Origin of the sequence: Amycolatopsis sp. NPDC004625, from assembly GCF_040609695.1 — a bacterium.
Lineage (GTDB): Bacteria > Actinomycetota > Actinomycetes > Mycobacteriales > Pseudonocardiaceae > Amycolatopsis.
Genome location: NZ_JBEXKX010000006.1, coordinates 68,490 through 93,281, shown reverse-complemented (window position 1 = coordinate 93,281; position 24,792 = coordinate 68,490). Strand labels below are relative to the sequence as shown.

Genomic DNA, 24,792 nt, shown 5'->3' with positions numbered 1-24,792 from the left:
GTGGAACATCGGCTTTCGCCCGAAGCGCAGCGGACCCTCCTGGTACGCCTGGGAAAGCTCGTCCGCGAGCACCGGGCCGACGCCGCCAAGCCCGCCGTCGTCGACTTCCGGCAGGTCGGCGCGAACGCCGAAGCCGTCGGCCACAACACGGCGACGCCGGACGAGCTCACCGGGCTCTTCGCCGAACTGCGGGCCGGCATGTACACCGAGGACCGCGGCACGTGGCTGCAGGCGCGCTTCACGCTCACCCCCGACGGCGCCTTCGACTTCGACTTCGCGCTGGACGACGATCCCGTGTGGACGGACGCCCCGGAGCCGGCCGCCTACCCGGCGGAGCTCGCCGCCTTCCCGCGGGCCGACGAGCACATCCCGGACTGGTGGCGCCTGCGCGCGCAGCTCCCGCTGGGTGTGGTCTTCCGGCACGCCGACGTCGGCGGCCCGGACGTCGAGCGGCCGCCGCTCACCGACACCGAGGTGCCGCTCGTGTTGCAGTACCTCGAGCGCGAAGCCGTCGTCCACGAAGCCGGCGACGAGCGGTTCCACACCGACGGCACGTGGATCTGGTCCGAAGCCGTCCCGCTCCTGCTCGCGAAGCACGGCGTGCCGCCCGAGCCGGACCTGGTCGCGCACATCCGGCGGCACCACTTCCAGCCGCCGTACGTCGAGCCGCTGGTCCGCCGGACCGCGGAGGCGGACCTGCTGGGCAAGCCGCGGCCGAAGCCGGGCCGCGCCGACGTCAAGAAGACCGCCGGGGACGTCGCCGCCGAGCTGGAGACCACGCCGGACCCGAAGCTCGGGGACGAAGAGCTGCTGATCGTGCTGGTCCAGCGGCTCGGCGAGCACGGCGTCTGGCCCGAGGCGTACCGCGTCGGCGAGCGCGCGGACGGCGCGTGGTGCCTCAACTACACCCCCGACGGCTGGGAGGTCGCCGCGTACGCCGGCGGCAAGCCCCGCGAGCCGATGTACTTCGGCCGCCTCGAAGACGCCGCCCAGCAGCTGTTCGGTGCGTTGCTGCTGCACCCCGCCCGGATGACCGCCGGGCACGAAACCCCGCTGGAAACGGCGAAGGAACTCGACGACTGGCCGGTGCACCCGGCGCCGGGTGAGCCTCCCCTCACCCTGCTCCGCAACAAGCGCATCACCAGGCTGGTGGCGGGTACGGTCGTCCTGCGCTTCGGCGAGGAACCCGGCAATCTCGTTCACCACGGCGAGGTACGGTTCGCCACGACGTCGCTGCCGCTGGAACGTGAGCGGGAACGGCGGAGCTACCGGCTGAGACGCCCGCTGCACGTGATCACCGGCATCACGGTTCCGTGGGCGAACCTGCCGGGTGGCGCGGTGGCCTTCGTGCTGCCGAAGACGATCGCCGAGCACGAGTCCGACGGAAGCCTGGAGAGGATCGAGTAGGTGGAAGCGGCGGAAGCGATTGCCAAGGTCGGCCAGTGGCTGCGCGCGGTGCACGGCCCGGACGTCTCCGGTCCCGCGGGCTTGCGGGTGGACACCGAGAAGGTGCTGCGCATCCCCGAGGGCTGGTCGGTGCCCTACAACACCATCGCGTTCCTCGACGAGGGCCGGCCGGAGAAGGAGATCTTCCCGCCGCCGTCGGTCGTCGTCCGGGAGCCGGACGGCGAGCTGCGGCAGGCGCACCCGCACCCCGGCGGGCTGTCGGTGCCGGTGGCGTTCCCCGGCCAGGAGAACTGGCGCGAGGTCGTCGACCCCGAGTACGTCAAGGCCGGGCTCGGGGAGCTGGGCGTGCCGCTGCAGGCCGTCGCGGGCTGGGTGAAGGTCGACGCCGAGGGCAACCAGACCGGTGAAGAGCGCGAGAACCCCGAGTACAAGGCCGGCCCGATCCGCCGCGGCTACCCGAAGCCGGAGAACACCATCGAGACGCTGCTGTCGTTCGGCAGCGTCGGCTGGCTGACCCGGGAGCTGCTGCTCATCGGGCTGATCCGGTGCGAGGTGTTCGTCCCGCTCGACCTGGAGACCGGCAAGACCGACCGGTTCTACTTCGCCGAGGAGCGCAACGAGCTCAAGGTGTTCAGCTCGACCCGGCACCTGCCCTCGCGCGAGCACGGCTGGTGGAAGGTCGACGTCGCCACGCTGGCCGAGTTCGAGCACCCGCCGAACCTGGTGATCAACGGCGGCCCGACGACCATCGAGGACGTCTCCAGCGGCGAGCTCGCCGAGATCGTCAAGCGGTTCCCGCGGCACGAGCCCCGCATCGACGTGCACGGCCGCTGCCCGGAGGCGGAGGAGGACCTGATCCGGGTCGCCACCGAAACCGCGTCCCGGATGGGACTGCCGGATCCGGTGAAGCCGCCGCTCGTGGCGGCCGAGAAGGCCCGGCGCCGCGGCTTCGAGCTGACCGCCGAGGAGTGCGCGAAGACCGTGCTCGGCGAGTCCTGGCTGAAGCGGCTCGCCATGCCGGAGCCGCCGCGCAGCAAGCCCAACGACCTGCGCGCGAACGGCCTGGCCCCGGCGTACGACAACACCGGCCGCGCGGTGCCGCGGCTCGACACGTTCGGCAAGTACTTCGAGCGGGACCTCGACGGGTTCCGCTACGGCTGGCAGCGCGTCACGGGCGCGTACGTCGGCTTCGCGCTCGGGGAGGCCCTCGGCGCGGCCGTCGACCGGATGATGCTGCACGACATCCACGCGAAGTACGGCATCGAGGGCGTCACCGACCTGGTCCCGGCGTTCGACCAGCCCGGGCGGATCGGTTCGCTGACGCAGCGGCTGCTGTTCTACACCGAGGCCGCGATCCGCAGCCCGCACCGCGAGCAGCCCGAGTCGCGCGAGGCCGAACAGCTCTTCCCGGACGTCGTCCGCGGGGCGCTGCAGCGCTGGCTGCGCACCCAGGGCGCGCCGATGGACGCCGTGGACGGCTGGCTCGTGCAGGTCCCGGACCTGCACGCCCGCCGCGACGCCGACGACGCCGAGCTCAACGCCTACCACCAGCTCGCGACCGGCGGCGCGGGTGCGCAGCCGATGACCGGCCCGGCCGCGCTGATCCCGGCGCTGCCCGCCGCGCTGACCATGGCCGGGCCCGGCAGCGGGTTCGGGGGCGGCGCGCGGCAGGCCGCGCGCGAGCTGGCCGGCGTCACCCACCCGACCGAGCCCGACCTGGCCGCCGCGACCTATCTGACCTGGCTGTTCGAGCACGCGCTGACCAAGGAGGCGTTCAGCTTCCCGATCTGGAACACCAGCCGCGAGGTGCTCAACCCGGACAGCGAGTACCAGCAGGGCCCGGAGTGGACGGCGATCGCGGAGATGGTCGCCGAGTCGGTGCCGTTCTTCGGCGAGCACGGGCTGCCCGACCTGCGGATGCCCGAGCTGATCGGCGACGGCAAGACGACGCTGTCGGTGCTCGGACGCGCGTTCGCCGCGTTGTCCGGCTTCGAGAACTACCCGGAGCAGGCGCTGCTTCGCGCGGTCAACCACTCCGGCCGCAGCGCGCTCACCGGCGCGATCGCCGGTGCCCTGCTCGGCGCGCGGACCGGGATCCCCGGACTGCCGCAGAAGTGGGTCGACCAGCTGGAGCTGCGGTACCTGGTGGAGAACGTCGCTTCGGACGCCTACTGGCACTTCGACCGGCACTCGGCGCTGAGCGCCCTCGGCGACCAGTGGATCGAGCGGTACCCGCGGCACTAGCGCGAGGATGGGGAGAATGGCAGAAGACGGCGGTTTCGTCGAGTGGCGTCCCGACGTCGACCCGGAGTTCGACGAAAAGGCGTTTCCCGGCCTCGGCATCCCGGTGCGCGCCATCCGCGGCTGGACGCAGTACACGCTGTTCGGGGAGCCGACCGGCCCGCGCCGGGGCAACGAGCAGTACACGCCCGGCCCGGTCTGGCGCGGGTTCCCGGTGCCTGCCACCGACGCCGAAAAGCTGCTGAACTACCTCAGCGTGAACTGGATCAGCCGCGCCGATTTCGCCCGGGCGCTGCTCGACTGCGAGGTGTACGTCCCCCTGCTGGACGGCGAGCCGCTGCTGCGGCCGGTGCCCGGCACCGGCGGGCGGGAGGTCATCGCCTACAGCTCGTCGGCGAAGGTGCCCGGGCGGTACCCGCGGCGGTGGCGGGTGGCCGTCCGGGAGCTGCCGTCGTCCGGACTGACCCTCGACCCCGGCACCGGGCAGGTCCGCAGCCTGACCGCGGGCGAGCTGACCGAGGCCCGCGGTGGCGCGCCCGAGCTGCGCGCCCGGGTCGAAGAGCCCGCGCCGGAGGCCGGGCCCGAGGTCGCCGAGGCGCTGCCCGCGCTGGTCGCCGAGTTCGGTGTCGAGCCGCCCGATCTGCTGGAACGGCACCTGCGATACGCCGTGGACCACGCCCGTGACCACCACTTCGAGCTGACGCCCGCCGAGTGCCTCCGGTACCTGCGCGGGTTCGCCTGGCAGTACCGCAACGGCGTCCGGCGCCGGGCCGGGCAGGACCCCGAATGGCCCGCCGACCTGGCCGCGAACGGCCTGATCGCGCACGTGGACGAGGACGCGCGGCCGCGGCCGGTGCCGTGGACGTTCGGGAAGTTCTCCGCCTTCGGGACGCTCGCCGGGCGCTTCGCGTGGCACCGGATCGTCGGCGCGTACGTCGGCTTCGCGATCGGTGACGCCCTGGGTGGTGGCGCCACCGGCCCGCTGCCGATGGGCGGTCTCACGCGCCACCTGCTGTTCCACACCGACGCGCTGCTGCGCGGCCTGCCGCCGGTGCCGACCGGCGAGGTCCCGGCGACGCTGCCCGAACCGGACCCGGCCGGCTGGCTCGCCGTCGCGACCCGGCACGCGGGCCTGGCGCCCGCCGAGTTCTCCGCGCTGCTGGCCACGGCGCTGGCCGCGACCCCGGCCGGCGCGGTCGCCCTGGCCGACGTCGACGGCGAGCAGTACGCGAAGGACGTCGCCCGGGAGCTGACCGGCAGCGCGGCCGGCGCCGAGGTCACCGAAGGCGTCGATCTGCTGGTTTCGCTGTTCCAGGCCCTGCTGACGCGGGACACGTTCGCACTGCCGGTGCACGTCCGGCTGCGGGAGCTCGGCGGCGACCTGGCGACCTCGACGTTGGCGCTGCGCGAGGACCGCGACGCCGACGACGTCACGCAGCAGGAGGGCATCGGCGACGGCCGGAGCGTGCGATCGGTGCTGGGCCGCGCCCTGTTCGCCGCGGCCAAGCGCGGCTACGACCCGGAGGCCGCGATCACGCTCGCCGCGCGGTCCGGCCCGGTCGCCGGGGCGCTGGCCGGCGCCATGGTGGGCGCCCGGCTCGGCGTGCCCGGCCTGCCCGCCGCGTGGGTGGCCGCACTGCCCGACCTCGGCCTGCTCGACGACGTCGCCAGCGACGTCTTCTGGTACTTCAACCGCAACGGCCTCCAGACGGAGACCGCGGAACACGCTCGCTGGGAGCGCCGGTACCCGAGTGGCCGGTTCACCCTGCAACCGAAGGGACCCGACTTGCGATCGCGACTGCGCGGCAGCCTGCTGGCCGGGGCGATCGGCGACGCGCTGGGCGCGAAGACGGAGTTCGACTCGATCGACCGGATCCGCGAAATCGCCGGACCGGCCGGCATCACCGACTTCATCCCCGCGTACGGCGGCGTCGGCCGGATCACCGACGACACGCAGATGACGCTCTTCACGCTGGAAGCGCTGATCCGGGCGCACGCCCAGCGGCGGCGGACCGGCTCGGCCGACGTCGTGCACTCGCTGCAGCTGGCCTACCAGCGCTGGCTGCACACCCAGGGCGTCACCTGGGACCGGGCGCGCGGGCCGCAGTCGGCCGTCGAGGCGCCCGACGGCTGGCTGATCACCCACCAGGAGCTGTTCAGCCGGCGCGCGCCGGGTTTGACCTGCTTCGGCGAGCTGGAGGCGTACGGCCGCTCGGGCGTCCGGGGCACCATCGAGCGGCCGGTGAACAACTCGAAGGGCTGCGGCGGCGTGATGCGCGCGGCGCCGATCGCGCTGTGGTCCGACGACCTCGCCGAGGTGTTCCGGCTCGGGGCCGAGAGCGCGGCGCTGACCCACGGTCACCCGAGCGGGTACTTGTCGTCGGGCTGCTTCGCGGTGCTCGTCCACGAGCTGCTGCACGGGAAACCGCTGCTCGACGCGGTCGCGACCGCGCGGGCCGAGCTCGTGAAGCACCCGGGACACGAAGAACAGAGCGAGGCGCTCGACGCGGCCCTGGCGCTCGAGGGCCCGCCGACACCGGAGAAGCTCGAGACGCTCGGGCAGGGCAACGTCGGCGAGACGGCGTTGTCGATGTCGGTGTACGTCGCCCTGACCACCACCGACGCCGATTCGGCGTTGCTCGCAGCGGTCAACCACAGCGGCGACAGCGACTCGACCGGCTCGGTCTGCGGCAATCTCGCCGGCGCGATGTACGGCGCGGAAGCACTGCGGAAAAGCTGGCTCGACCAGCTGGAACTCCGCGATGTCATCGTCGGGCTCGCGGACGACGCGCTCGCCGAGTTCGGCCCGGATGCGCCGGGCGACGACCGGTGGTTCGCTCGGTACCCGGTCGACTAGGTTTTCGGGGATCACTGGGGACGGGGAGGACGAAACGTGCGTTACCGGGTAGAGGTGGCCGAACGCCCGGACGGCCTGTATGCGACGTGGGGTGAGGGGACCTTCCGCGCGCAACGGTCGACCACGGACGGCACCGTGCTGCTGTCGGTGCTGCCGGAGGAAGAGGCGCCGGAGGGCTTCGACAAGGAGTTCGAGGACCGGCCGGCGAAGGTCGTCCCGGCGAGCGAGGTGCCGTTGACGTTCACGCTGCGGACCTTCGCCGAGTACGACGGCGAGGTCTTCGAGGTCGCGCCGGACGCGCGGCCCGAGCTGACCCTGCGCTGGGTCCGCGACGACGCCGTCCGAGCCGCGCAGCTGGGCCTGACCGACTTCTCGGTCACCGTGCCGGCGAAGCAGGTCACGGCGCTGTGGCAGACGCGGCTCGACTTCACCGAGGCGCCGGAAGCGCGGCCGCAGCCGGGCACCGGCGACCAGAACGCGCTGCTGCGCGCCATCGGCCGGACGCTGCTGCACACCGTGCCCGGCGGCTGGACGCGGGTCGGCGCGCAGTTCCGGCAGGTCGGCGACTACGCCGAGATCGAGGTCCGCGCGGTCGGCGACGAGGACGGCCCGGTGTCGGTCTCGCTGCCCGCGGCGCCCCGGCTCGGCGGGCTGTTCGCGCGGCTGCGGGCCGCGATGTGCCAGCCCGAGACCGGCACGTGGTTCCAGGGCACGTTCACCCTCGACGCCGAGTCGCAGTTCGACTTCGACTTCGACGCCGACCGCGAGCCGGACTGGCGGGTGCCGCCCAACGACGGCGGCCGCCCGTCGACCGCCGCCTACGAGCTGGAGCTGGCGAACTTCCCGCGGACGTCGAAGCACGTGCCGGCGTGGCTGACCGCGAAGGCGGGGCTGCCGCTGGACACGGTGTTCCGGCACGCGCGGATCGCCGACTCGCACGCCGAGGGCGAGCGCCCGGCGGTCAACCGGCCGCCGGTGCCGCCCGACCAGGTCCGCGGCCTGCTCGACTACCTGTTCCGGGCGCCGGTCGCGCTGCACCGGCCGGCGCCGCTGCCGGACATCTTCGGCGGGCCGGGCGCGAAGCCCGACGTGCCGAACGCCTTCCACACCGACGGCACCTGGATCTGGCCCGCCGCCGTGCCGCACTACCTGCGCAAGTACGGCGTGCCGCCGGAACCGGAGCTGGTCGAGCACATCCGCGCCGCCGGGTTCCGGCCGCCGTTCGTCGGCGAGCTCGTGCGGGCGACGGCGGAGGCGGAGGTCCTCGGCCAGCCGCGGCCGGCGCAGACGGACGCCGACCTGCCGGACGAACGCGCGCTCACCCGCGTCTCCCGCGGCGAGCAGGTGCGGAACCTGCGCGGCGCGGAGACGCTGGAGCTGCTCCAGCAGCGGCTCACCGAGCACGGCGTGCCGGCCGCGGCCTACCGGATCGGCGCCAACGAGATGCCCGCCGAAGGCGTCTGGACGCTGCGGCGGGCCGAGAACGGCTGGGAGGTCTCGCGGCCGCCGTCGGACGAGCCGGTGGCGTTCGGCTCGCTCGGCGACGCCGCCCGGTTCCTCCTCGGCGTGCTGCTGATGCTGCCGCCGCGGCCGGCGGAGGAGTCCGACCAGCCCGCCGACTGGCCGATCCTGCCGATGCGCGGCGAACCGCCGTTGAACTTCTACCGCGGCAAGCGCCTGATCACCCTCGCCCCGGGCAGCACGGTCGTCCGGTTCGGCAACGAGACCGGCAACCTGGTGCACGCCGAGGGCACGCGGTTCGTCGAGACGGCCCTGGCGTTCGAACGCGAACGCGAGAAGCGGCTCTACCGCGTGCAGCGCGCGGTCCGGGTGCTGACCGGCGTGGCGGCGCCGTGGGGTGGCCTGCCGGGCGGCGCGGTCGCCTACCTGCTGCCGCGGCCGCTCGCCCAGCACCTGGAGACGGGCTCGCTCAGCAGGCAGTGATCAGGACGGCGGGCGACCACCAGTAGTCGGCGAGCGGGGTGACGTCGACCTCGGTGAAGCCAGCCGTCTTCAGCTGCTCGGCCCAGACCGCGGCCGGGTGCTCCCAGTTCGTCCGCTGCTGCCCGGAGACGATCCCGAGCAGCACCGGCAGCAGGAAGCCCTGCGCGACCAGGGTCGCGTCTTCGCCGTACTCGGCCACCCCGCGCTCGTACCGCTCGACGAGCGAGCGCAGGTGCTCGGGCGAGCCTTCGTCGAACTCGGGGACGTCGAACTCGGCCAGCACCAGCGTCGCGGTGCGCGGCTGCAGCGCGCGCAGCACCTCGGCGCGCTGCTCCGGCTCGATGGACTGCAGCGCGAACGTCGACTGCACGAAGTCCCAGCCGAGGTCGTCGCGGGCCAGGAAGTCCTGGGCGGTCGACTGCCAGCACTGGGCCGACGGCACCCGCTCGTGGACGCCGTCGAGCAGCGCGGCCGACGGCTCGACCAGGTCGATCCGGGCGGGCAGGTGCGACGCCTGTTCCAGCGCGGGCACCACGGCGAGGCCGTCACCACAGCCCAGGTCGAGCAGCGATTCCGGCTTCCCGGCGTCGTACCGGGCGGCCAGCTCGGCGCTCAGCGCCCGGTACAGCTCGACGTTGCCGCCGCCGCGGATGAACGCCGTGAACGCGCTCGGCTGGTCGTACACCGGCGCCGAGCCGTCGCCGGCCAGGTAGGTGCGCAGTTCGTCGGCGAGGGTGGAGCCGGCGCGCCCGGCCTGGGCGGCGAGTTCGGCGGCCTGGTCGCGGTCACCGGACCGGTAGGCGGCGAGGGCGTCGGCGAGCGGCTCGATCGAGGTCATGGTCAGGAGATATCAGAACGGGACCCACAACGTCACTCGCGTGCCGCCCCCGGCGAGTCCCGACTCGACCAGCGACGTCCCGCCGACTTCGGCCAGCCGCGCGGTGATCGACTCGCTGATGCCGAACCCGGCGGGGTGGTCGGCCGCGATGAAACCGCTCCCGTGGTCGCGCGTGATCACCGCGATCCCGCCGTCGCGCTCCTCGACGCGGACCACGACCCGGTCGGTGCCGGAGTGCTTCATGGTGTTCCGCATCGCCTCGCGGACGGCGTCGCGGATGGCGATCTGGCGGACCTCCGAGAGCGTGTCGTCGTCCAGTTCGGCCACCACGAGCTGGGCGCGCAGGCCGTCGCGGGCCATCTCGGCGGCGAGCGCGGCGAGCTTCTCGCCCAGCGGCCGCGCGCCGGCCTCGGCCCGCTCGGACGCCGCCGACTCGATCGTGTGCCGGATCTCCATCGCCTGGGCCCGCGCCAGCCGCTGGATCTCCACCAGCCGCTCTTCGGGCTCGCCGGGGCTGGAGAGCGCCATCGCCTCCAGCGTCTGCAGCACGGTGTCGTGCAGCCGCCGGTGCTGCTGGGCGCGTTCGGCGAGGCGGCCGTTGCGGGTGCCGTAGGCCAGGGCCAGCCGCGTGCCGAGGCCGGTCAGCACCAGCGCGGCGGTGGCCAGGAACAGCTCCGCGAGCAGGACGGAGTAGGTCGAGAACGCGGCCCCCACGCGGAACCCGCCGGTGTTCAGCCAGTTCGCCAGCATCCGCAGCGGGAAGCCGAGCAGCCCGAACACCACGCCGCTCGGGAGGCCGAGGGCGAGCGTCAGCAGCCCGGCCTCGCCGTAGAGGTGGACGCTGGTGACCGAAAGCGCGTCGAAGTACGCCGTCGTCGGCACGGTCAGCGCGATGAGCAGCGGCGAAAGCACGGTGAAGGCCAGGTCGACGGCCAGCAGCTTCCCGGCGTCCCGGCCGCGGAACGGCGCCGAGCGGAACATCCAGCGGAGGCCGACGACGTTCAGCGCCACCGACAGCAGCGTGAACACCCCGACCGGCAGCAGCCCGGTCGCGCCGTGCTGGAGGACGTATACGCCGAACTGGCCCGGCACCGCGAGCAGCCGGTAGGCCAGCGGGATGAGCACGACGTACCGGGTGGCGCGCAGCAGCAGGCCGTCGCGCTCGGTCGGGTCGATCGGGCCGGACATCCGCGAGATGCGCCGCAGCGCGTGCATCGGCGCCGGGTCGGCGATCTCGTCGGGCAGCTCACTCGTGGCGGTGGCGATCGCGGGGGCGCCGCGCCTCAGCAGCGCCACCAGGAAGCTGCCCCCGCCCGCCACGGCTCACGCGCCCCCGACGCCGTTTTCCGCGGCCCACTTCTTCAGCTCGGCGACCGCTTCGTCGTGCTCCAGCGGGCCGCGGTCCAGGCGCAGCTCCTTGAGGAACTTCCACGCCTTCCCGACGTCCGGCCCCGGCCTGAGGCCGAGCAGCTCCATGATCTGCTCGCCGTTGAGGTCCGGCCGCACGCGGTCGAGGTCCTCCTTGGCCTTGAGCGCGGCGATCCGGGCTTCGAGGTCGTCGTAGGTCGCCTGCAGCGCGGCCGCCTTCCGGCGGTTGCGGGTGGTGCAGTCGGCGCGGACCAGCTTGTGCAGCCGGGTCAGCAGGTGGCCGGCGTCGGTGACGTACCGGCGGACCGCCGAGTCCGTCCACTCGCCCTTGCCGTAGCCGTGGAACCGCAGGTGGAGGAACACGAGCTGGGAGACGTCGTCGACGATCTCCTTCGAGAACTTCAGCGCCCGCAAACGTTTGCGGGCCATCCGCGCGCCGACCACCTCGTGGTGGTGGAAGCTCACCCCGCCGCCCGGCTGGAACTCCCGCGTGGCCGGCTTGCCGGCGTCGTGCAGCAGCGCCGCCAGCCGGAGGATCAGGTCCGGCTCCGACGTCGGCTCGTGCGTCTTCTCCAGCTCGATCGCCTGGGCCAGCACGGTGAGGGAGTGCTGGTAGACGTCCTTGTGCTGGTGGTGCTCGTCGATCGCCAGCCGCATCCCGGGCACCTCGGGCAGCACCCGGTCGGCCAGCCCGGTCTCGACCAGCAGCTCCAGGCCGGGCCGCGGGTCGGCCGCCAGCAGCAGCTTCGACAGCTCGGCCTGCACCCGCTCGGCGGTGATCCGGTCGATCTCCTCGGCCATCGACGTCATCGCGTCGACCACCCGCGGGGCCGCGGTGAAGTCGAGCTGCGCGGCGAAGCGGGCGGCCCGCAGCATCCGCAGCGGGTCGTCGGCGAAGGACTCCTGCGGCGTCGCCGGGGTGTCCAGGACGCGCTCCCGCAGGGCGCTCAGCCCGTCGTGCGGGTCGATGAACGTCTTCGACGCCAGCTCGACGGCCATCGCGTTGACCGTGAAGTCGCGGCGCAGCAGGTCGCCCTCGATGCTGTCGCCGAAGGTGACCTCGGGGTTGCGGCCGACGCGGTCGTAGCTGTCGGCGCGGAACGTCGTGATCTCGAGCTGCATGCCCTTCTTCGTCACACCGACCGTGCCGAAGGCGATCCCGACGTCCCACACCGCGTCGCCCCAGCCGCTGACGATCTTCAGCACCCGGTCCGGCCGGGCGTCGGTGGTGAAGTCGAGGTCGCCGGACTGCCGGCCGAGCAGCGCGTCGCGCACGCTGCCACCCACGAGGTAGAGGCGGTGCCCCGCCCTGGCGAACCGTTCCGCCAGCTCCTCGGCCAGTGGGGAGACCTCCATCAGCTCCACCACCTGCTTGTCGACCACGTCGTTCACGAAAATCCCACTACGTTCCAGGTGCGATAGCTGCAGGCACCGCCGGACACGGACACGGAGAGCCAGCCTACCGGGGCAACCGTTTGCTCTAGCATCGCAGCATGTCCGGATCAGCCGGCCGCCCCGGCGCCTCCAAGCCGCGAAGGCGGCGCAGGCGCCAGCGCGGCAGGCGCCTGACCACGGTCGACGAGACGTCGGCCGGTGGTCTCGTGGTGGACGCCGACCGTGAACAGGCGGTGCTGATCGGCCGGCTCGACCGGCACGGCAGACTGCTGTGGTCGCTGCCCAAGGGCCACATCGAGGACGGTGAGACGGTGGAACAGACAGCCGTGCGCGAGGTGAAGGAGGAAACCGGCATCTCCGCGCGCGTCCTGCGGCCACTGGGCACCATCGACTACTGGTTCGTGGCCGAGAAGCGGCGCATCCACAAGACCGTGCACCACTTCCTGCTCGAAGCGCTCGGCGGCGAGCTGTCCGACGAAGACGTCGAGGTCACCGAGGTGGCCTGGGTCCCGCTGGCCGAGCTGGAAGCCAAACTCGCCTACTCCGACGAGCGCAAACTCGTCCGGAAGGCCAGTCAGATACTCACAGAACTTTTCGCGCGCCCAGACGTCCCAGGACGAGACGAGCACGCCCCTGAGGGAGCCCCCGAGTGAAGCGGTTCGCCGCAGCCTTCCTTTCCGTCCTCTTCCTGGCCGTCCCCGCCTTGGCCGGCGCCTCGGTGGCCCAGGCGGAGGAGGGTGCCCGCCTGCGCGTCGACCTGGCCGGGCTCGCCCCGCGCGTGATCACGACGTCGACGACGACGCTGACCATCACCGGCACGGTGACCAACACCGGCGACCGGAAGGTCACCCGGCCGCAGGTGCGGCTGCAGGTCGGCGACCGGGCGACGACCGAACGCGGGGTCGGCGACGTGCTGTCGGGCGCGGTCATCAAGGACACCCCGCTGACCGAGTTCACGTCGGTGGCCGAGGTGCTGGAGCCGGGGCAGAGCGCCCCGCTGAACATCACCGTGCCGCTCACCGGGACGCGGGCGGAGCGGTTCAGCCGTCCCGGCGTCTACCCGCTGCTGGTCAACGTCAACGGCACGCCCGAGTTCGGCGGCCCCGCCCGGCTCGGCGCGGTCAGCATGCTGATGCCGGTGCTGTCCGGTCCGGGCAAGCAGTCCACCGGCCGGTCCGGTGCGCCGAGCATGACCCTGCTCTGGCCGCTGACCAGCAACGTCCCGCACCTCTACGCCTCGCCGTACGGCAGCCAGCCGGTGCTGGCCGACGACCGGATGGCCGGCGAGATCAGCGGCGACGGACGGCTGAACGCGCTGGTCTCCGCGGCCGTGACGGCCGTGCGCGGCAACTCGGACCTGGCGAAGTCGATGTGCTTCGCGCTCGACCCGGACCTGCTCGCCACCGTCGACGCGATGAGCCGCGGCTACCTCGTCCACACGGACTCGGGCACCGTCGACGGCAAGGGCGCCGACGCCGCGAAGGCCTGGCTGTCCGACGTCCGGTCGCTGGTCGGCGGCCGCTGCGTGGTGGCGCTGCCGTTCGCCGACGCCGACCTCGACGCGCTCACCCGCGTCCACCCCGGCGACACGGGGCTGGTCACCCGCGCGGCCGCCGGCGCGGCGACCATCCAGCAGCTGACCGGCGCCACCCCGCAGTCCGGCGTGCTCTGGCCGGACGGCACGCCCGGCGCGTCGGTGCTCTCCGCGCTCAGCGACGCCGGCGTGCGGACCGTGCTCGCCGACGCGGGCAAGCTCGCCCCCGCGGCGGCCGGCGGCGGGGTCACCGTGCAGGGCAGCACCGTCCGCGTCCAGCCGACCGACTCGCTGATCTCCGCCGCGCTGACCGGCGTCCCGGCGGTGCCGGACTCGGTCACCGTGCCGGCCACGACCGAGCGGGCGATCGCGAGCCAGAACGGTCTCGGCGCGCTCGCCTTCCGCGCCGGGCTGGGCCAGCCCGCCGGGCAGCAGCGGCCGAACCACCTGCTGGTCGCGCCGCCGCGGCGCTGGGACGCCCCGGCCGAGGAGTTCACCACCTACCTGCGGCAGGTCGGCGACTTCCTGACCGCGGGCCTGGTCACCGCGACCGGGCTCCCGGCGCTGCTGGCCACCGACCCGGCGGCCTCCGGCGCGGTCGGCGACGGCGGCCAGGACCCGGCCGGCATCGACGCCGGTGTCGTCTCGACGCTCTCGGCCCTCGACGTCCAGGCCACCGGGCTGGCGTCGGCGATGCAGGTCGACCCGACCAAACGGGTGAAACCCGACGACGTCGTCGAGCCGGTCCGGCTGGCCGAGCTGCGCGGCGCGTCGACGGCGTGGCGGGGCCTGCCCGCGGACGCGGCGACCGCGAACGCCCAGGCCGAGCTCGCGGCGATCAGCGGGCGGGTGACCGTCTCGCAGCCGAAGCAGACCATCGCGCTGGCGTCCGGGAACTCGCCGCTGCCGGTGTACGTGAGCAACGACCTGCCGGTCGGCATCAACGCCCGGTTCACCCTGAACAACAACACCGGCCTGCGCCCGGAGGACGCCAAGGACTGGTACTTCCCGGCCAGCGGCGGCAAGAACTACTTCCTGCCGGTCGAGGCGCTGCGGGCCGGCCGGTTCAGCGTCGATGTGTCGTTGAGCACGCCAACCGGTACCCCGCTCGGGTCATCCGCGCGGTTCGAGCTGACGTCCACCGAGTACGGCGCGATCACCATCATCGCGACCGTCGCCGCAGGTGTGGCCCTGCTTCTGCTCGCGTCCCGGCGCATCTACCGACGGGTCAAGGACGCCCGCGCGGGCCGGGACGCCACCGCCTGATCGCTCGGCCTTTGAGTGTTCCGGGCCGTTCGCGATTACCCTTGGTCCGCACGTGCGCGGCACCCGGCCGCGGCACCGGAGACGAGCACCGAGGATTGGGCACGCGTTGGAGAGAGAGCCGGGCTTACCACCCGAGCGTGCGGGTCGTCCTCGGCGCGAAGGCCCGCCGCCCCCGCAACGAGGGGACGGGCCGCCGCGCGCGTCCCAGCCGGGCCGCCGCCAGCCGCCGCAGCAGCCGCCGCCGGCCCCGCCGGAGCGCGGCCGTCGCCAGCCGCCCCGCAACGGCCACACCCGTCAGCTGCCGCCCCCGGACGACGCCCCGGCCCGCGACCAGCGCCCGGCCCGCGACGACGCCCCGGCCCGCCGCCCGGCCCGCGACGGCCAGCCCCGCCGTGACGGCCAGCCACCCCGAGGCGACCGGCCTCCCGGCGACGACCGGCCGGTCCGGGGCGAGCGCGCCCCCGGCGGGCGGCCGGCCCGAGACAACCGAGACAACCGAGGCTCCCGCGGCGACCGGCCGGCCCCGGACGACTTCCCCGCCCGCGACAACCGCGGTCCCCGCGGCGACCGGCCGGTGCCGGAGGACGTCCCCGGGCGCGAGGAGCGCGGCCCCCACGGCGAACCGCCCCGCGACGACTGGCCGCGGGACGACCGCCCCCCGTACGACGACCGCGCCCTCCGCGAGGACCGGCCGCAGCGCCGGGTCCCGCCGCCGGGCCCGCCGCCACAGCAAGGTCCGCCACAACAGGGCCCACCACAGCAGGGCCCGCAGCAGGGCCCGCCTCAGCAAGGTCCGCCGCAACAGGGTCCGCCACAGCAGGGCCCGCCGCGGGGTGGCCAGCCGCCGCGCAACGCCGGCCCGGCGCCCACGCGGGTCCAGCCGGTGCCGCCGGGCGGTCCTCAGCCGGGCCCGCCGCCGCAGGGCGGTCCTCAGCCGGCCGTGCCGCCGCCGAACATGCCGCTGAGCGGCGCGCAGCCGGTGATATCGCCGGGCAACGCGCAGCCGGGCCCGCCGCCGAGCGGTCCGCAGCCCGTCGCGCCGCCGGCCGGCCCGCCGCCGCAGGGCGGCGCGCAGCCGGGCCCGGCCGGTCACCAGGGACGGCTCCCGCAGCCGAACCCGCCCACGACCCCGCCGCCCGGCAACCCGGCGCTCGGCACCCCGCCGCCGGGCACGCCGGTGCCCTCGCGCGGCCGCGGCTCGCGCCGCCCGGCGCCGGTCCGGCCGTGGCAGGAGGAGGCCACCCAGGTCCAGCGCCCGCCCGACCCGGAGGCGACGCGGTTCATCCCGCGCACCGCCGGCGTCCCGATGAACTCGCGCTGGCCGGTCGCCGACCCCGACGTCATGCGGCCCTACGACGCGCTGGCGACGCAGGTCATGCCGGCGCTCAAGGGGCCGCTGGTCAAGCCCCGGCCGGACGGGGAGGCGCCGGAAGAAGCCCCGGCCAAGGCGCCGTCGCTGGCGAAGGCGTCCGGGCGGATGGCCATCGCGTCGCTGATCAGCCGGATCACCGGCTTCCTGTGGAAGCTGCTGCTGGTCGCGGCGATCGGGCAGGGTGTCGCGAACGACTCGTTCAACGTCGCCAACACGATGCCGAACATCATCTTCGAGCTGCTGATGGGTGGCGTGCTCGCCAGCGTGGTGGTGCCGCTGCTGGTGCGCTCGCAGGACGACCCCGACGGTGGCGCGGCCTACACGCAGCGGCTCATCACGGTGGCGTTCTCGCTGCTGCTGGTCGGCACGGTGGTGGCGGTGATCGCCGCGCCGGCGTTCACCAGCCTCTACGTCGACTCGTCCGGCCGGGCGAGCGCGGACCTGACCACGGCCTTCGCCTACCTGCTGCTGCCGGAGATCTTCTTCTACGGCGTGTTCGCGCTGCTCTCGGCCGTGCTGAACGCCAAGCAGATCTTCGGGCCGACGGCGTGGGCGCCGGTGATCAACAACCTGGTCGTCATCTTCACGATCCTGGTCGTCTGGATCATGCCGGGCGACATCGACACCGGGCACGCCTCGATCACCGACCCCAAGGTGCTGACGCTGGGCATCGGCGTCACCGGCGGCATCGTCGCCCAGGCGCTGCTGCTGGTCCCGCCGCTGCTGCGGTCCGGCTTCCGGTTCAAGTGGCGCTGGGGCATCGACAAGCAGATGAAGGAGTTCGGCGGCCTCGCGCTGTGGATCCTCGGGTACGTCGCGGTCAGCCAGATCGGGTACACGATCAACACGCGCGTGCTGACCAGCGGTTCACCCGGTGGTGTGACGGCCTACAGCAACGCCTGGCTGCTGTTCCAGCTGCCGTACGGCGTCATCGGCGTCTCGCTGCTGACCGCGATCATGCCGCGGATGAGCCGCGCGGCCGCCGACGGCGACCACAAGAAGCTGATCGGCGACCTGTCGTACGCGTCCCGGATCTCGACGGTGATGCTCGTCCCGATCTCCGCGGTGATGACCGTGGTCGGCGGCTCGATCGGCATCGCGCTGTTCACCTTCGGCAAGGGCACGGTCGACACCGCCGAGCGGCTCGGCGACGCGCTCGCCATCTCGGCGTTCGCGCTGCTGCCGTACGCGCTGGTGATGCTGCAGATGCGGGTGTTCTACGCGATGAAGGACGCGCGCACGCCGACGCTGATCATGATCGTGATGACGCTGGTCAAGGTGCCGCTGCTGTACCTGTGCCCGGTGCTGCTGTCGCCGGACAACGTCGTGCTCGGCGTGATGATGGTCAACGCGCTGACGTTCGTGGTCGGGGCGATCCTCGGCCAGGTTTGGCTGTGGGTGACCCTGGGCAACTTGCGCAGCAAGCGGGTGATCGGCGTGATCCTGTTCACGGTCGTGGCGAGCGCGCTCGGCGTCGGTGCCGCGTGGGTGGCCGGCCAGATCGTGCCGGACGCCTTCGGCCCGAAACTGGGGGCGTGGGCGAAGCTGTTCCTGCAGAGCATCGTGGGGATCGTGGTCTCGTTCGGGGTGCTCATGGCGCTCAAGGTCGAGGAGCTGAGACCGGCCACTACGAGGTTCACCCGGTTGATCAAGCGCGGGTAACGATTGCGGTACGGAAGGCGACCACTCCCGCGTCGTATTCTGGGTAACCTTGGAGCGGGGAGCTAGCGGGAGAGTGCGGGTGGACACGAGGCGGAGCGAACAGGCGGGGGGTGCGAACCACGTGGGCAAGGCCCAGGTCGGATCGCTGGCCCCCGGGCGTGTGGTCGGCGACGGCCGCTACCGCCTCCTCGCGCAGTTCGGCGTGGACGAGCGGGGCGACGCGCACCTTTGGCGCGCGCGGGACGGGCAGCTGAAGCGGGACGTGGCGCTGACCCTGCTGGTCGGTGACCCGGCGGATCCCGAAGCCGCCCGGCTGGCCCGGCGGACGCTGGAGCGCGCGACGCACGCGTCGAAGTTCGGGCACGGCGGCGTCGCCCGCGTGCTGGACGTGCTCGCCCTCGGCAGCGGCGTCACGTCGAGCGAAGGGCTGCTCGGGGTCGTCGTCGCGGAGTGGACCAAGGGCAGCGACCTGGTCGACCTCGTCGCGCAGCGGCCGGTGGCGCCCGCCGCGGCCGCGCGGATGGTGCAGGCGCTGGCCGAAGCCGTCGAACAGGCGCACCAGAACGGGCTCGTCCTGGGCCTCGACCACCCCCAGCGGCTGCGGCTGACGCCGAACGGCGCGCTCAAGCTCGCGTTCCCCGGCCCGCTGCCGGAGGCGACGCTGCGCGACGACGTCAAGGCGCTCGGCGCGGTCCTGTACCTGCTGCTGACCGGCCGCTGGGCGCTGCCCGGCGGCCCGCCCGCGATCCCGGCGGCGCCGATGACGCCGCAGGGCCGGATCGTCCCGCCGCGCCAGCTGGTGCCGACGGTCCCGGCCGACCTGTCGTCGCTGGCCGTCCGCACGATCGAGGACGGCGGCAACGGTGGCATCCGCACCAGCGCGGCCATCCTGCGCGTCCTCGACCAGGTGGCCGAGGAAGAGGAGCGCACCCAGCTGATCAAGGCCGTCGGCGGGGACCCGGCGGAGGCCGACGGCACGATCTGGACGACGAAGAAGCCGGTCAAGGACGTCGCCCGGCGGCGCAAGCTCGCCCTCGGCGTCACCGTGCTGGTCGTCGCGACGGTCGTCATCCTCGCCTGGGGCGGCCTGATGCTGATCAACGTCTTCCAGGGCGATTCGAAGGCGAGCGGCCCGTCGATCAACGTCGCCGCGCCGCCGGCGTCGAGCCAGTCGGCCGCGGCGCCGCCCGCGTCGTCGTCCGCGCCCGCCCCGCCGCCGGCCCCGAAGGTGGGCGCGCCGGTGCCGCCGAAGGCGATCGCGGTCTACAATCCCGAGGGCAAGGGCGACAACCCCGGCCGCGCGAAGAACGTGATCGACGGCGACCCCGGCACGGTGTGGAAGACCGAGCAGTACAAGCAGCAGTTCCCGACCATCAAGCCGGGCGTCGGGCTGGTCGCCACCTTCCAGGACCCGATCAACCTGAGCCAGGTCAAGGTCAGCGGCGGGACCGCGGGCACGAAGGTCGAGATCCGCTCGGCGACCGAGAAGAACCCCGACCTGGCCGACACGAAGGTGGTCGGCAACGGCGACCTCCAGGACGGCGACACGACGATCCAGCTGGCGCAGCCCACCCAGGGTGAGTACTTCATCGTCTGGATCACCCAGCTGGGCGGCGACGACGGCGCGCACCTGTCCCAGATCGGTGAGCTGAGCTTCCTGCCTGCGGGGTGACGCACCCGACAGGGTCAGTAGGCTCTGCCGGGTGACAGCTGCAGCTCCCACGGATGCGGATCTGATAGCGGCTCACGCCGCGGGGGACCCCCATGCGTTCAGCGAACTCGTCCAGCGGCACCGCGACCGGATGTGGGCCGTCGCCCTGCGCACGGTCCGCGATCCGGAAGAGGCCGCCGACGCGTTGCAGGACGCGTTCATCTCGGCGTTCCGGGCCGCCGACAAGTTCCGGGCGGAGTCGCAGGTCACGACGTGGCTGCACCGGATCGTGGTGAACGCCTGCCTCGACCGGATCCGCCGCCGCCAGGCGCGCCCGACCGTGCCGCTGCCGGAGACCGGCTTCAACGAGCCGGCCACCCCGCGCGACTCGATGGCCGAGCGTGAAACCAGCCTGCTGGTGCGGGAGGCGCTCGACCAGCTGCCCGAAGAGCAGCGTGCCCCGATCGTGTTGGTCGACGTCGAGGGATACTCCGTCGCCGAGACGGCCAAGCTGCTCGGCATCGCCGAAGGCACGGTGAAGAGCCGGTGCGCGCGGGGCCGGGGAAAACTCGCGAAGGTTCTCGGGCACCTGCGGAACCCCGATGCGATTGCGAACGTCCCAACTCACGAAAGCAAACGGGCCGGGCGTCAGCCGGGTAGCGGGGAGGGACGATGACGGACGAAAGCCGGGGGATCGGGGGGACCGTCGGTCCGCCCTGGTCTGTCGACGTGCTCGCCGATCTCCACGCCGGCGTCCTGGACGGTGCGGAGGCCACGCGGCTGTGGCCGCTGGTCAACGCCGACCCGGAGGCCCGGGAGATCCTGGACGCCCTCGACGCCACGCAGGCCGACCTGGCCTCGCTCGCCCACGCACCCGCCCCGCGGATGCCCGCGGAGTTCGCCGCCCGGCTGGACGCGGCGCTGGCCGCCGAAGCAGCCGCCCGCTTTCCTGGCTCAGCAGAGGCTTCCCGGCCGGCAGCTCCGGCACCGCAGAACGCCCCGGTGGTGGACCTCGCGGCGGCCCGGCGGAAGCGGAACAAGCGGCTCGGCTGGGCCGCCGGCGTCCTGACCGCGGCCGCGGCGGCGGTCGTCGCCGTGACGGTCGCCCTCCCGAACACGTCGCAGCCGACCGGCACCCCGAACGTCGCCGCCCCGGCCGGGCCTTCGGTGGGCAACGACGGCGCCGGCGCGCAGGCCCTGATCGGCAAGGCGGTCGGCGTCCGCGACTTCGGCCCGCTGCAGAACGAGGACCGGCTCGACGCGTGCATCGCGGCCGCCGGGCTCGACCCGAAGGTGCGGCCCGAGGGCATCCGCCCGGTGAACGTCGGGGGCAAGGCCGGGGTGATGATCATCCTGACCACCGGCAAGCTCGCCCAGTTCCGCCTGGTGGCCTTCGGCGCGGACTGCGGCCCCGGAAACCCGGCTGTGTTGTTCGACAAGGTCGTCGGGGAGAAGTAGCGGCTGTCACGGCTGGGAACATGGCCACCTACGATCGTGTTGAGCCTGGTACAGGTCACTACGAGCGGAGGTCAACGGGTGGCTGCCGAGGAAATCAGGAACCTGATCGTCGTCGGGTCGGGTCCTGCCGGATACACCGCTGCCGTTTACGCGGCGCGGGCCCAGCTCGAACCGCTGGTGTTCGAGGGCACGCAGTTCGGCGGCGCGCTGATGACGACGACCGAGGTCGAGAACTTCCCCGGGTTCCGCGACGGCATCATGGGCCCGGACCTGATGGAGGAGATGCGCAAGCAGGCCGAGCGCTTCGGCGCCGAGCTGCGCGCGGAGGACGTCGAGTCGCTGGAGCTGACCGGGGACGTCAAGTACGTCGTCGCGAACGGCAAGCGCTACGCCGCCCGCGCGGTCATCCTCGCGATGGGTGCCGCGGCGCGGTACCTGAACGTGCCGGGCGAGCAGGAGCTGCTCGGGCGCGGTGTCTCGGCCTGTGCGACCTGTGACGGGTTCTTCTTCCGCGACCACGACATCGTGGTCGCCGGCGGTGGCGACTCGGCGATGGAGGAGGCGACCTTCCTGACGAAGTTCGCGAAGTCCGTCACCGTCGTCCACCGGCGCGACGAGTTCCGCGCGTCCAAGATCATGCTCGAGCGCGCCCGCGCGAACGAGAAGATCAAGTGGCAGCTGAACTCGCAGATCACCGGGGTGCTCGGGGACGGCAAGGTCGAGGGTCTGCGGCTCAAGGACACCAAGGACGGCTCGGAGTCGACGCTGGACGTGTCGGGCTTCTTCGTCGCGATCGGGCACGACCCCCGCAGCCAGCTGGTCAAGGGGCAGGTCGACCTGGACGAGGACGGCTACGTCGTCACGAAGGGCAAGACGTCCTTCACCAACCTCGAAGGCGTCTTCGCGGCCGGCGACCTGGTGGACCGCACCTACCGGCAGGCGATCACCGCCGCCGGTTCCGGGTGCAGCGCCGCGATCGACGCGGAACGATGGCTCGCGGAGCACGGCGAACCGGACGCGCACGAGGCGGCCGAGCTCGTCGGCGGCGGCTACGGCGCGGGCACCCACTGACTTTCCGGCGTTCACTCACCCCTGAAGGAGAAACCATGGCCAACACCGTGAAGGTGACCGACGCGACGTTCGTCGACGAGGTCCTGACCAGCGAGAAGCCGGTCCTCGTCGACTTCTGGGCCACCTGGTGCGGTCCGTGCAAGATGGTCGCCCCGGTGCTCGAGGAGATCGCGGCCGAGAACGGCGAGAAGCTGACCATCGCCAAGATCGACATCGACGAGAACCCGAACACGCCGCGTGACTACCAGGTGATGTCCATCCCGACGCTGATCCTGTTCCAGGGCGGCAAGCCGGTGAAGCAGATCGTGGGCGCCAAGCCGAAGGCCGCGCTGCTGTCGGACCTCGCCGACGTCCTCTGAATCGAACCACTCCGGCGAACCCGGGGCCTGCGGGAATCCCTCCTGCGGCCCCGGGTTCGTCGCCGTTCGGGGTAATCTGCCGGACTTGGGTGAATCCTGCGTGACCGCGGCCACCTCGGGTACTCCACTAACGGGTTCTTGACGGACCTACCGGGCCTGCGCTGTCACCCAGAGTTGGCAAGGCACAATAGAGGACCTGGGCTCGTCCCAGCGAAGGTTTTCCGAAGTCCTGCCCCGCACCGAGTCCCCGAAACCGGTGCCCGAGGAAGAGCGAGGAGTGCATGCGGGTACTCCGCCGCGGTGACGCCGGTCCGGACGTCGCCGAGATCAGGTCCATCCTGGCCGGGATGGACCTGCTCCCGCCGGTCACCGGGACCGACGAGGAGTACGGCACGTTCGACGTCGCCGTCGAGGGCGCCGTCCGTGCCTTCCAGCAGCGCCGTGGGCTGATGACCGACGGCATCGTGGGTCCGGCGACGTTCCAGGCGCTCAAGGGCGCCAGCTACCACCTGGGCAGCCGCCCGCTGTCGTACATGATCGCGTCCCCGGTGCACGGCGACGACGTCTTCACGCTGCAGGAGCGGCTCACCGAGCTCGGCTTCGACGCCGGCCGCCCCGACGGGTACTTCGGGCCGGCGACCGAGCGCGCGCTCAAGACGTTCCAGCGCGACATGCGCCTGACGCCGGACGGCATGTGCGGCCCGGCGACCATCCGCGAGCTGCACCGCCTGTCCTCGCCGCGCGCCCGTGGCGGCCGCCCGGTCTTCCTGCGCGAGCAGGAGCAGGTGCGCCAGGCCGGCCCGCGGCTGCGCGGCAAGCGCATCGTGATCGACCCCGGCCACGGCGGCGACGACCTCGGCGTGGTCGCCGGCGGGCTGCGCGAGGCCGACATCGCGTGGGACCTCGCGCGCCGCCTGGAGGGCCGGATGAAGGCCACCGGCATGGAGGCGCTGATCTCCCGCGGCCCGAACCACAGCCCCACCGAGCTGGAGCGGGCCAAGTTCGCCAACGACGCGGGCGCGGACCTGTTCCTCTCGCTGCACAGCGACAAGAACTCGTCGCCGCGCGCGCAGGGCGTCGCGAGCTTCCACTTCGGCAACGGCAACGGCACGACGTCGACCGTGGGTGAGCTGCTGGCCGGCTTCATCCAGCGCGAGGTCGCGGCCCGCACGGGCCTGCAGGACAACCGCACGCACTACAAGTCGTGGGACATCTTCACCCGCACCCGCTGCCCGGCCGTCCGGATCGAGATCGGCTACCTGACGAACCCGGACGACGCCCGCAAGCTGGGTGACCCGGCGTTCCGCGACATCGTCGCGGAGGGCATCCTGATCGCCGTCAAGCGCCTGTACCTGCTCGGCGAGGGCGACCAGCCGACGGGCACGTTCACGTTCGCCGACGTCCTGGCGCACGAGCTCGCGAAGGCCGAATAGGGCCGACCACAACCCCTAGCGGCTCACCTTCACCTGCCCCACCACCCCTGGGGACGCCACGCGCGCGTCCCCAGGTTTCGGGGCAGTTCTCCACAGCTTGTCCACCGCTCCTAGCAGGGCTCTGTGGATAACTCGGCACTTCTTCCACAGTTGTGCACACGCGTGTTCCGTCACGCCTTGGCCAGGGCGCAAACGTTTGCGGGCAGGGAATCAGGCGCGGCCGAGGCTCGGCTCGGCGGTGGTGATCGTCACCTGGCCGAGCAGCCGCTCCAAGGCCGCCTCGACGTCTTCCTTCCAGGTGATCGCCGACCGCAGCTCGAGGCGCAGGCGGGGCCACTTCTGGTGCGGCCGGACCGTCTTGAATCCGACGCTCTGCAGGAACGCGGCCGGCAGCACGCAGCTGTGGCCGCCGTCGGGGTCGGCCTCGTCGGGGCGGGCGTCGCCGAACGCCTCGATCGCGCGGACACCGCGTTTCGTCAGGTCCTTGGCCACCGCCTGGACCAGCATCCGGCCGAGCCCGCCACCGCGGAACTCCGGGAGGACCTGGAACGACGTCAGCAGGACCGCGTCCGCGCTCGGCGGGGACGTCGGGAAGGCCAGCGCGCGCGGGACCGCGTTCGGCGGGGCGTACAGCACGAACCCGACCGGCAGCGTGTCGCTGTAGACGATGCGGCCGCAGGAACCCCACTCGAGCAGCACGCTCGAAACCCAGGCTTCCTTCTCGACCTCGGTCGCGCCGAACTCCTCGGCCTGGTGCTTCAGGTGGGGGGCCAGCTCCCAGTACACGCACCGGCGGCAGCTCTTCGGCAGGTGCTCCAGGTTGTCCAGTGTGACGCCCACGACGCGACGCGACACCCGCGACCTCCCTGACCTGCGCTCCCGACCGGCCGCCCGGTCGTCAAGCCGCGCAAGAGCCGCGGCACGAACACGGGAGCC

At 72.9% G+C, this 24,792-nt stretch carries 18 protein-coding genes; 13 read left to right on the top strand and 5 right to left on the bottom strand.

Annotation, left to right across the window (positions count from 1 at the left end; genetic code table 11):
• From ABZW17_RS08775 to ABZW17_RS08760, 4 genes are read left to right on the top strand one after another with little or no spacing between them, the layout of a single operon-like run.
• A complete protein-coding gene (locus tag ABZW17_RS08775) occupies positions 1–1,407 on the top strand; it encodes a glycohydrolase toxin TNT-related protein (RefSeq protein WP_354811172.1) in 1,407 nt (468 codons plus the stop codon).
• Complete coding sequence (locus tag ABZW17_RS08770; protein WP_354811170.1) at positions 1,408–3,651, top strand: ADP-ribosylglycohydrolase family protein; 2,244 nt, start codon at positions 1,408–1,410, stop codon at positions 3,649–3,651.
• Positions 3,652–3,667: 16 nt separating this feature from the next.
• Positions 3,668–6,505, top strand: a complete 2,838-nt coding sequence (locus tag ABZW17_RS08765; protein ID WP_354811168.1) for an ADP-ribosylglycohydrolase family protein — start codon at positions 3,668–3,670, stop codon at positions 6,503–6,505.
• Between the two features lie 36 nt (positions 6,506–6,541).
• On the top strand, positions 6,542–8,449 hold the full coding sequence (locus ABZW17_RS08760; protein ID WP_354811166.1) for a TNT domain-containing protein: 1,908 nt from the start codon (positions 6,542–6,544) through the stop codon (positions 8,447–8,449).
• On the opposite strand, the gene ABZW17_RS08755 is transcribed toward ABZW17_RS08760, so the two are convergent.
• Genes ABZW17_RS08755 through ABZW17_RS08745 form a run of 3 tightly spaced genes read right to left on the bottom strand, consistent with a single transcriptional unit; the run spans position 8,436 to position 12,047 of the window.
• On the bottom strand, positions 8,436–9,287 hold the full coding sequence (locus tag ABZW17_RS08755) for a class I SAM-dependent methyltransferase (protein ID WP_354811164.1): 852 nt from the start codon (positions 9,285–9,287) through the stop codon (positions 8,436–8,438). The two genes, ABZW17_RS08760 and ABZW17_RS08755, sit on opposite strands and share 14 nt — an antisense overlap.
• A gap of 12 nt (positions 9,288–9,299) precedes the next feature.
• Positions 9,300–10,607, bottom strand: a complete 1,308-nt coding sequence (locus ABZW17_RS08750; protein ID WP_354811162.1) for an ATP-binding protein — start codon at positions 10,605–10,607, stop codon at positions 9,300–9,302.
• A 3-nt stretch (positions 10,608–10,610) separates the two neighbouring features.
• The gene (locus ABZW17_RS08745) at positions 10,611–12,047 is read right to left on the bottom strand and encodes a CCA tRNA nucleotidyltransferase (protein ID WP_354811160.1); all 1,437 of its coding nucleotides are present in this window, start codon (positions 12,045–12,047) and stop codon (positions 10,611–10,613) included.
• A 101-nt stretch (positions 12,048–12,148) separates the two neighbouring features.
• On the opposite strand from ABZW17_RS08745, the gene ABZW17_RS08740 reads away from it, so the two are divergent.
• Positions 12,149–12,703 carry an NUDIX hydrolase gene (locus ABZW17_RS08740; protein ID WP_354811158.1) on the top strand — a complete coding sequence of 185 codons (555 nt, stop codon included), beginning with the start codon at positions 12,149–12,151 and terminating at the stop codon, positions 12,701–12,703.
• Complete coding sequence (locus tag ABZW17_RS08735) at positions 12,700–14,850, top strand: DUF6049 family protein (RefSeq protein ID WP_354811156.1); 2,151 nt, start codon at positions 12,700–12,702, stop codon at positions 14,848–14,850. Before ABZW17_RS08740 ends, ABZW17_RS08735 begins: the two co-directional genes overlap by 4 nt.
• 124 nt (positions 14,851–14,974) lie before the next feature.
• On the opposite strand, the gene ABZW17_RS08730 is transcribed toward ABZW17_RS08735, so the two are convergent.
• Positions 14,975–15,640 carry a hypothetical protein gene (locus tag ABZW17_RS08730; RefSeq protein WP_354811154.1) on the bottom strand — a complete coding sequence of 222 codons (666 nt, stop codon included), beginning with the start codon at positions 15,638–15,640 and terminating at the stop codon, positions 14,975–14,977.
• A 516-nt stretch (positions 15,641–16,156) separates the two neighbouring features.
• On the opposite strand from ABZW17_RS08730, the gene murJ reads away from it, so the two are divergent.
• The 7 genes from murJ (at position 16,157) to ABZW17_RS08695 (ending at position 23,856) form a co-directional block, all read left to right on the top strand.
• Positions 16,157–17,884, top strand: a complete 1,728-nt coding sequence (murJ, locus tag ABZW17_RS08725) for a murein biosynthesis integral membrane protein MurJ (RefSeq protein WP_354811490.1) — start codon at positions 16,157–16,159, stop codon at positions 17,882–17,884.
• Between the two features lie 79 nt (positions 17,885–17,963).
• The gene (locus ABZW17_RS08720) at positions 17,964–19,556 is read left to right on the top strand and encodes a protein kinase family protein (RefSeq protein WP_354811152.1); all 1,593 of its coding nucleotides are present in this window, start codon (positions 17,964–17,966) and stop codon (positions 19,554–19,556) included.
• Positions 19,557–19,587: 31 nt separating this feature from the next.
• Positions 19,588–20,211 carry an RNA polymerase sigma factor SigM gene (sigM, locus tag ABZW17_RS08715; RefSeq protein ID WP_033261039.1) on the top strand — a complete coding sequence of 208 codons (624 nt, stop codon included), beginning with the start codon at positions 19,588–19,590 and terminating at the stop codon, positions 20,209–20,211.
• Positions 20,208–20,993 carry a hypothetical protein gene (locus ABZW17_RS08710; protein WP_354811150.1) on the top strand — a complete coding sequence of 262 codons (786 nt, stop codon included), beginning with the start codon at positions 20,208–20,210 and terminating at the stop codon, positions 20,991–20,993. The genes sigM and ABZW17_RS08710 overlap by 4 nt, the downstream gene beginning before the upstream one ends.
• A gap of 78 nt (positions 20,994–21,071) precedes the next feature.
• Positions 21,072–22,064: a thioredoxin-disulfide reductase gene (gene trxB, locus ABZW17_RS08705; RefSeq protein WP_354811148.1), complete on the top strand. Its 993-nt coding sequence runs from the start codon at positions 21,072–21,074 to the stop codon at positions 22,062–22,064.
• A gap of 35 nt (positions 22,065–22,099) precedes the next feature.
• Positions 22,100–22,423 (top strand): thioredoxin, encoded by a 324-nt coding sequence (gene trxA / locus ABZW17_RS08700; RefSeq protein ID WP_003082899.1) that lies wholly within the window; start codon positions 22,100–22,102, stop codon positions 22,421–22,423.
• A gap of 281 nt (positions 22,424–22,704) precedes the next feature.
• Positions 22,705–23,856: an N-acetylmuramoyl-L-alanine amidase gene (locus ABZW17_RS08695; protein WP_354811146.1), complete on the top strand. Its 1,152-nt coding sequence runs from the start codon at positions 22,705–22,707 to the stop codon at positions 23,854–23,856.
• Between the two features lie 210 nt (positions 23,857–24,066).
• On the opposite strand, the gene ABZW17_RS08690 is transcribed toward ABZW17_RS08695, so the two are convergent.
• Positions 24,067–24,711, bottom strand: a complete 645-nt coding sequence (locus ABZW17_RS08690) for a GNAT family N-acetyltransferase (protein ID WP_081655853.1) — start codon at positions 24,709–24,711, stop codon at positions 24,067–24,069.
• Positions 24,712–24,792 lie beyond the last annotated feature (81 nt).

Excerpts from the sequence above, each read along its gene's own strand:
- ABZW17_RS08765 (WP_354811168.1), top strand. The coding sequence starts at position 3,668 with ATGGCAGAAGACGGCGGTTTCGTCGAGTGGCGTCCCGACGTCGACCCG.
- ABZW17_RS08755 (WP_354811164.1), bottom strand. The coding sequence starts at position 9,287 with ATGACCTCGATCGAGCCGCTCGCCGACGCCCTCGCCGCCTACCGGTCC.
- ABZW17_RS08740 (WP_354811158.1), top strand. The coding sequence starts at position 12,149 with ATGTCCGGATCAGCCGGCCGCCCCGGCGCCTCCAAGCCGCGAAGGCGG.
- murJ (WP_354811490.1), top strand. The coding sequence starts at position 16,157 with ATGAACTCGCGCTGGCCGGTCGCCGACCCCGACGTCATGCGGCCCTAC.
- ABZW17_RS08710 (WP_354811150.1), top strand. The coding sequence starts at position 20,208 with ATGACGGACGAAAGCCGGGGGATCGGGGGGACCGTCGGTCCGCCCTGG.
- trxA (WP_003082899.1), top strand. The coding sequence starts at position 22,100 with ATGGCCAACACCGTGAAGGTGACCGACGCGACGTTCGTCGACGAGGTC.
- ABZW17_RS08695 (WP_354811146.1), top strand. The coding sequence starts at position 22,705 with ATGCGGGTACTCCGCCGCGGTGACGCCGGTCCGGACGTCGCCGAGATC.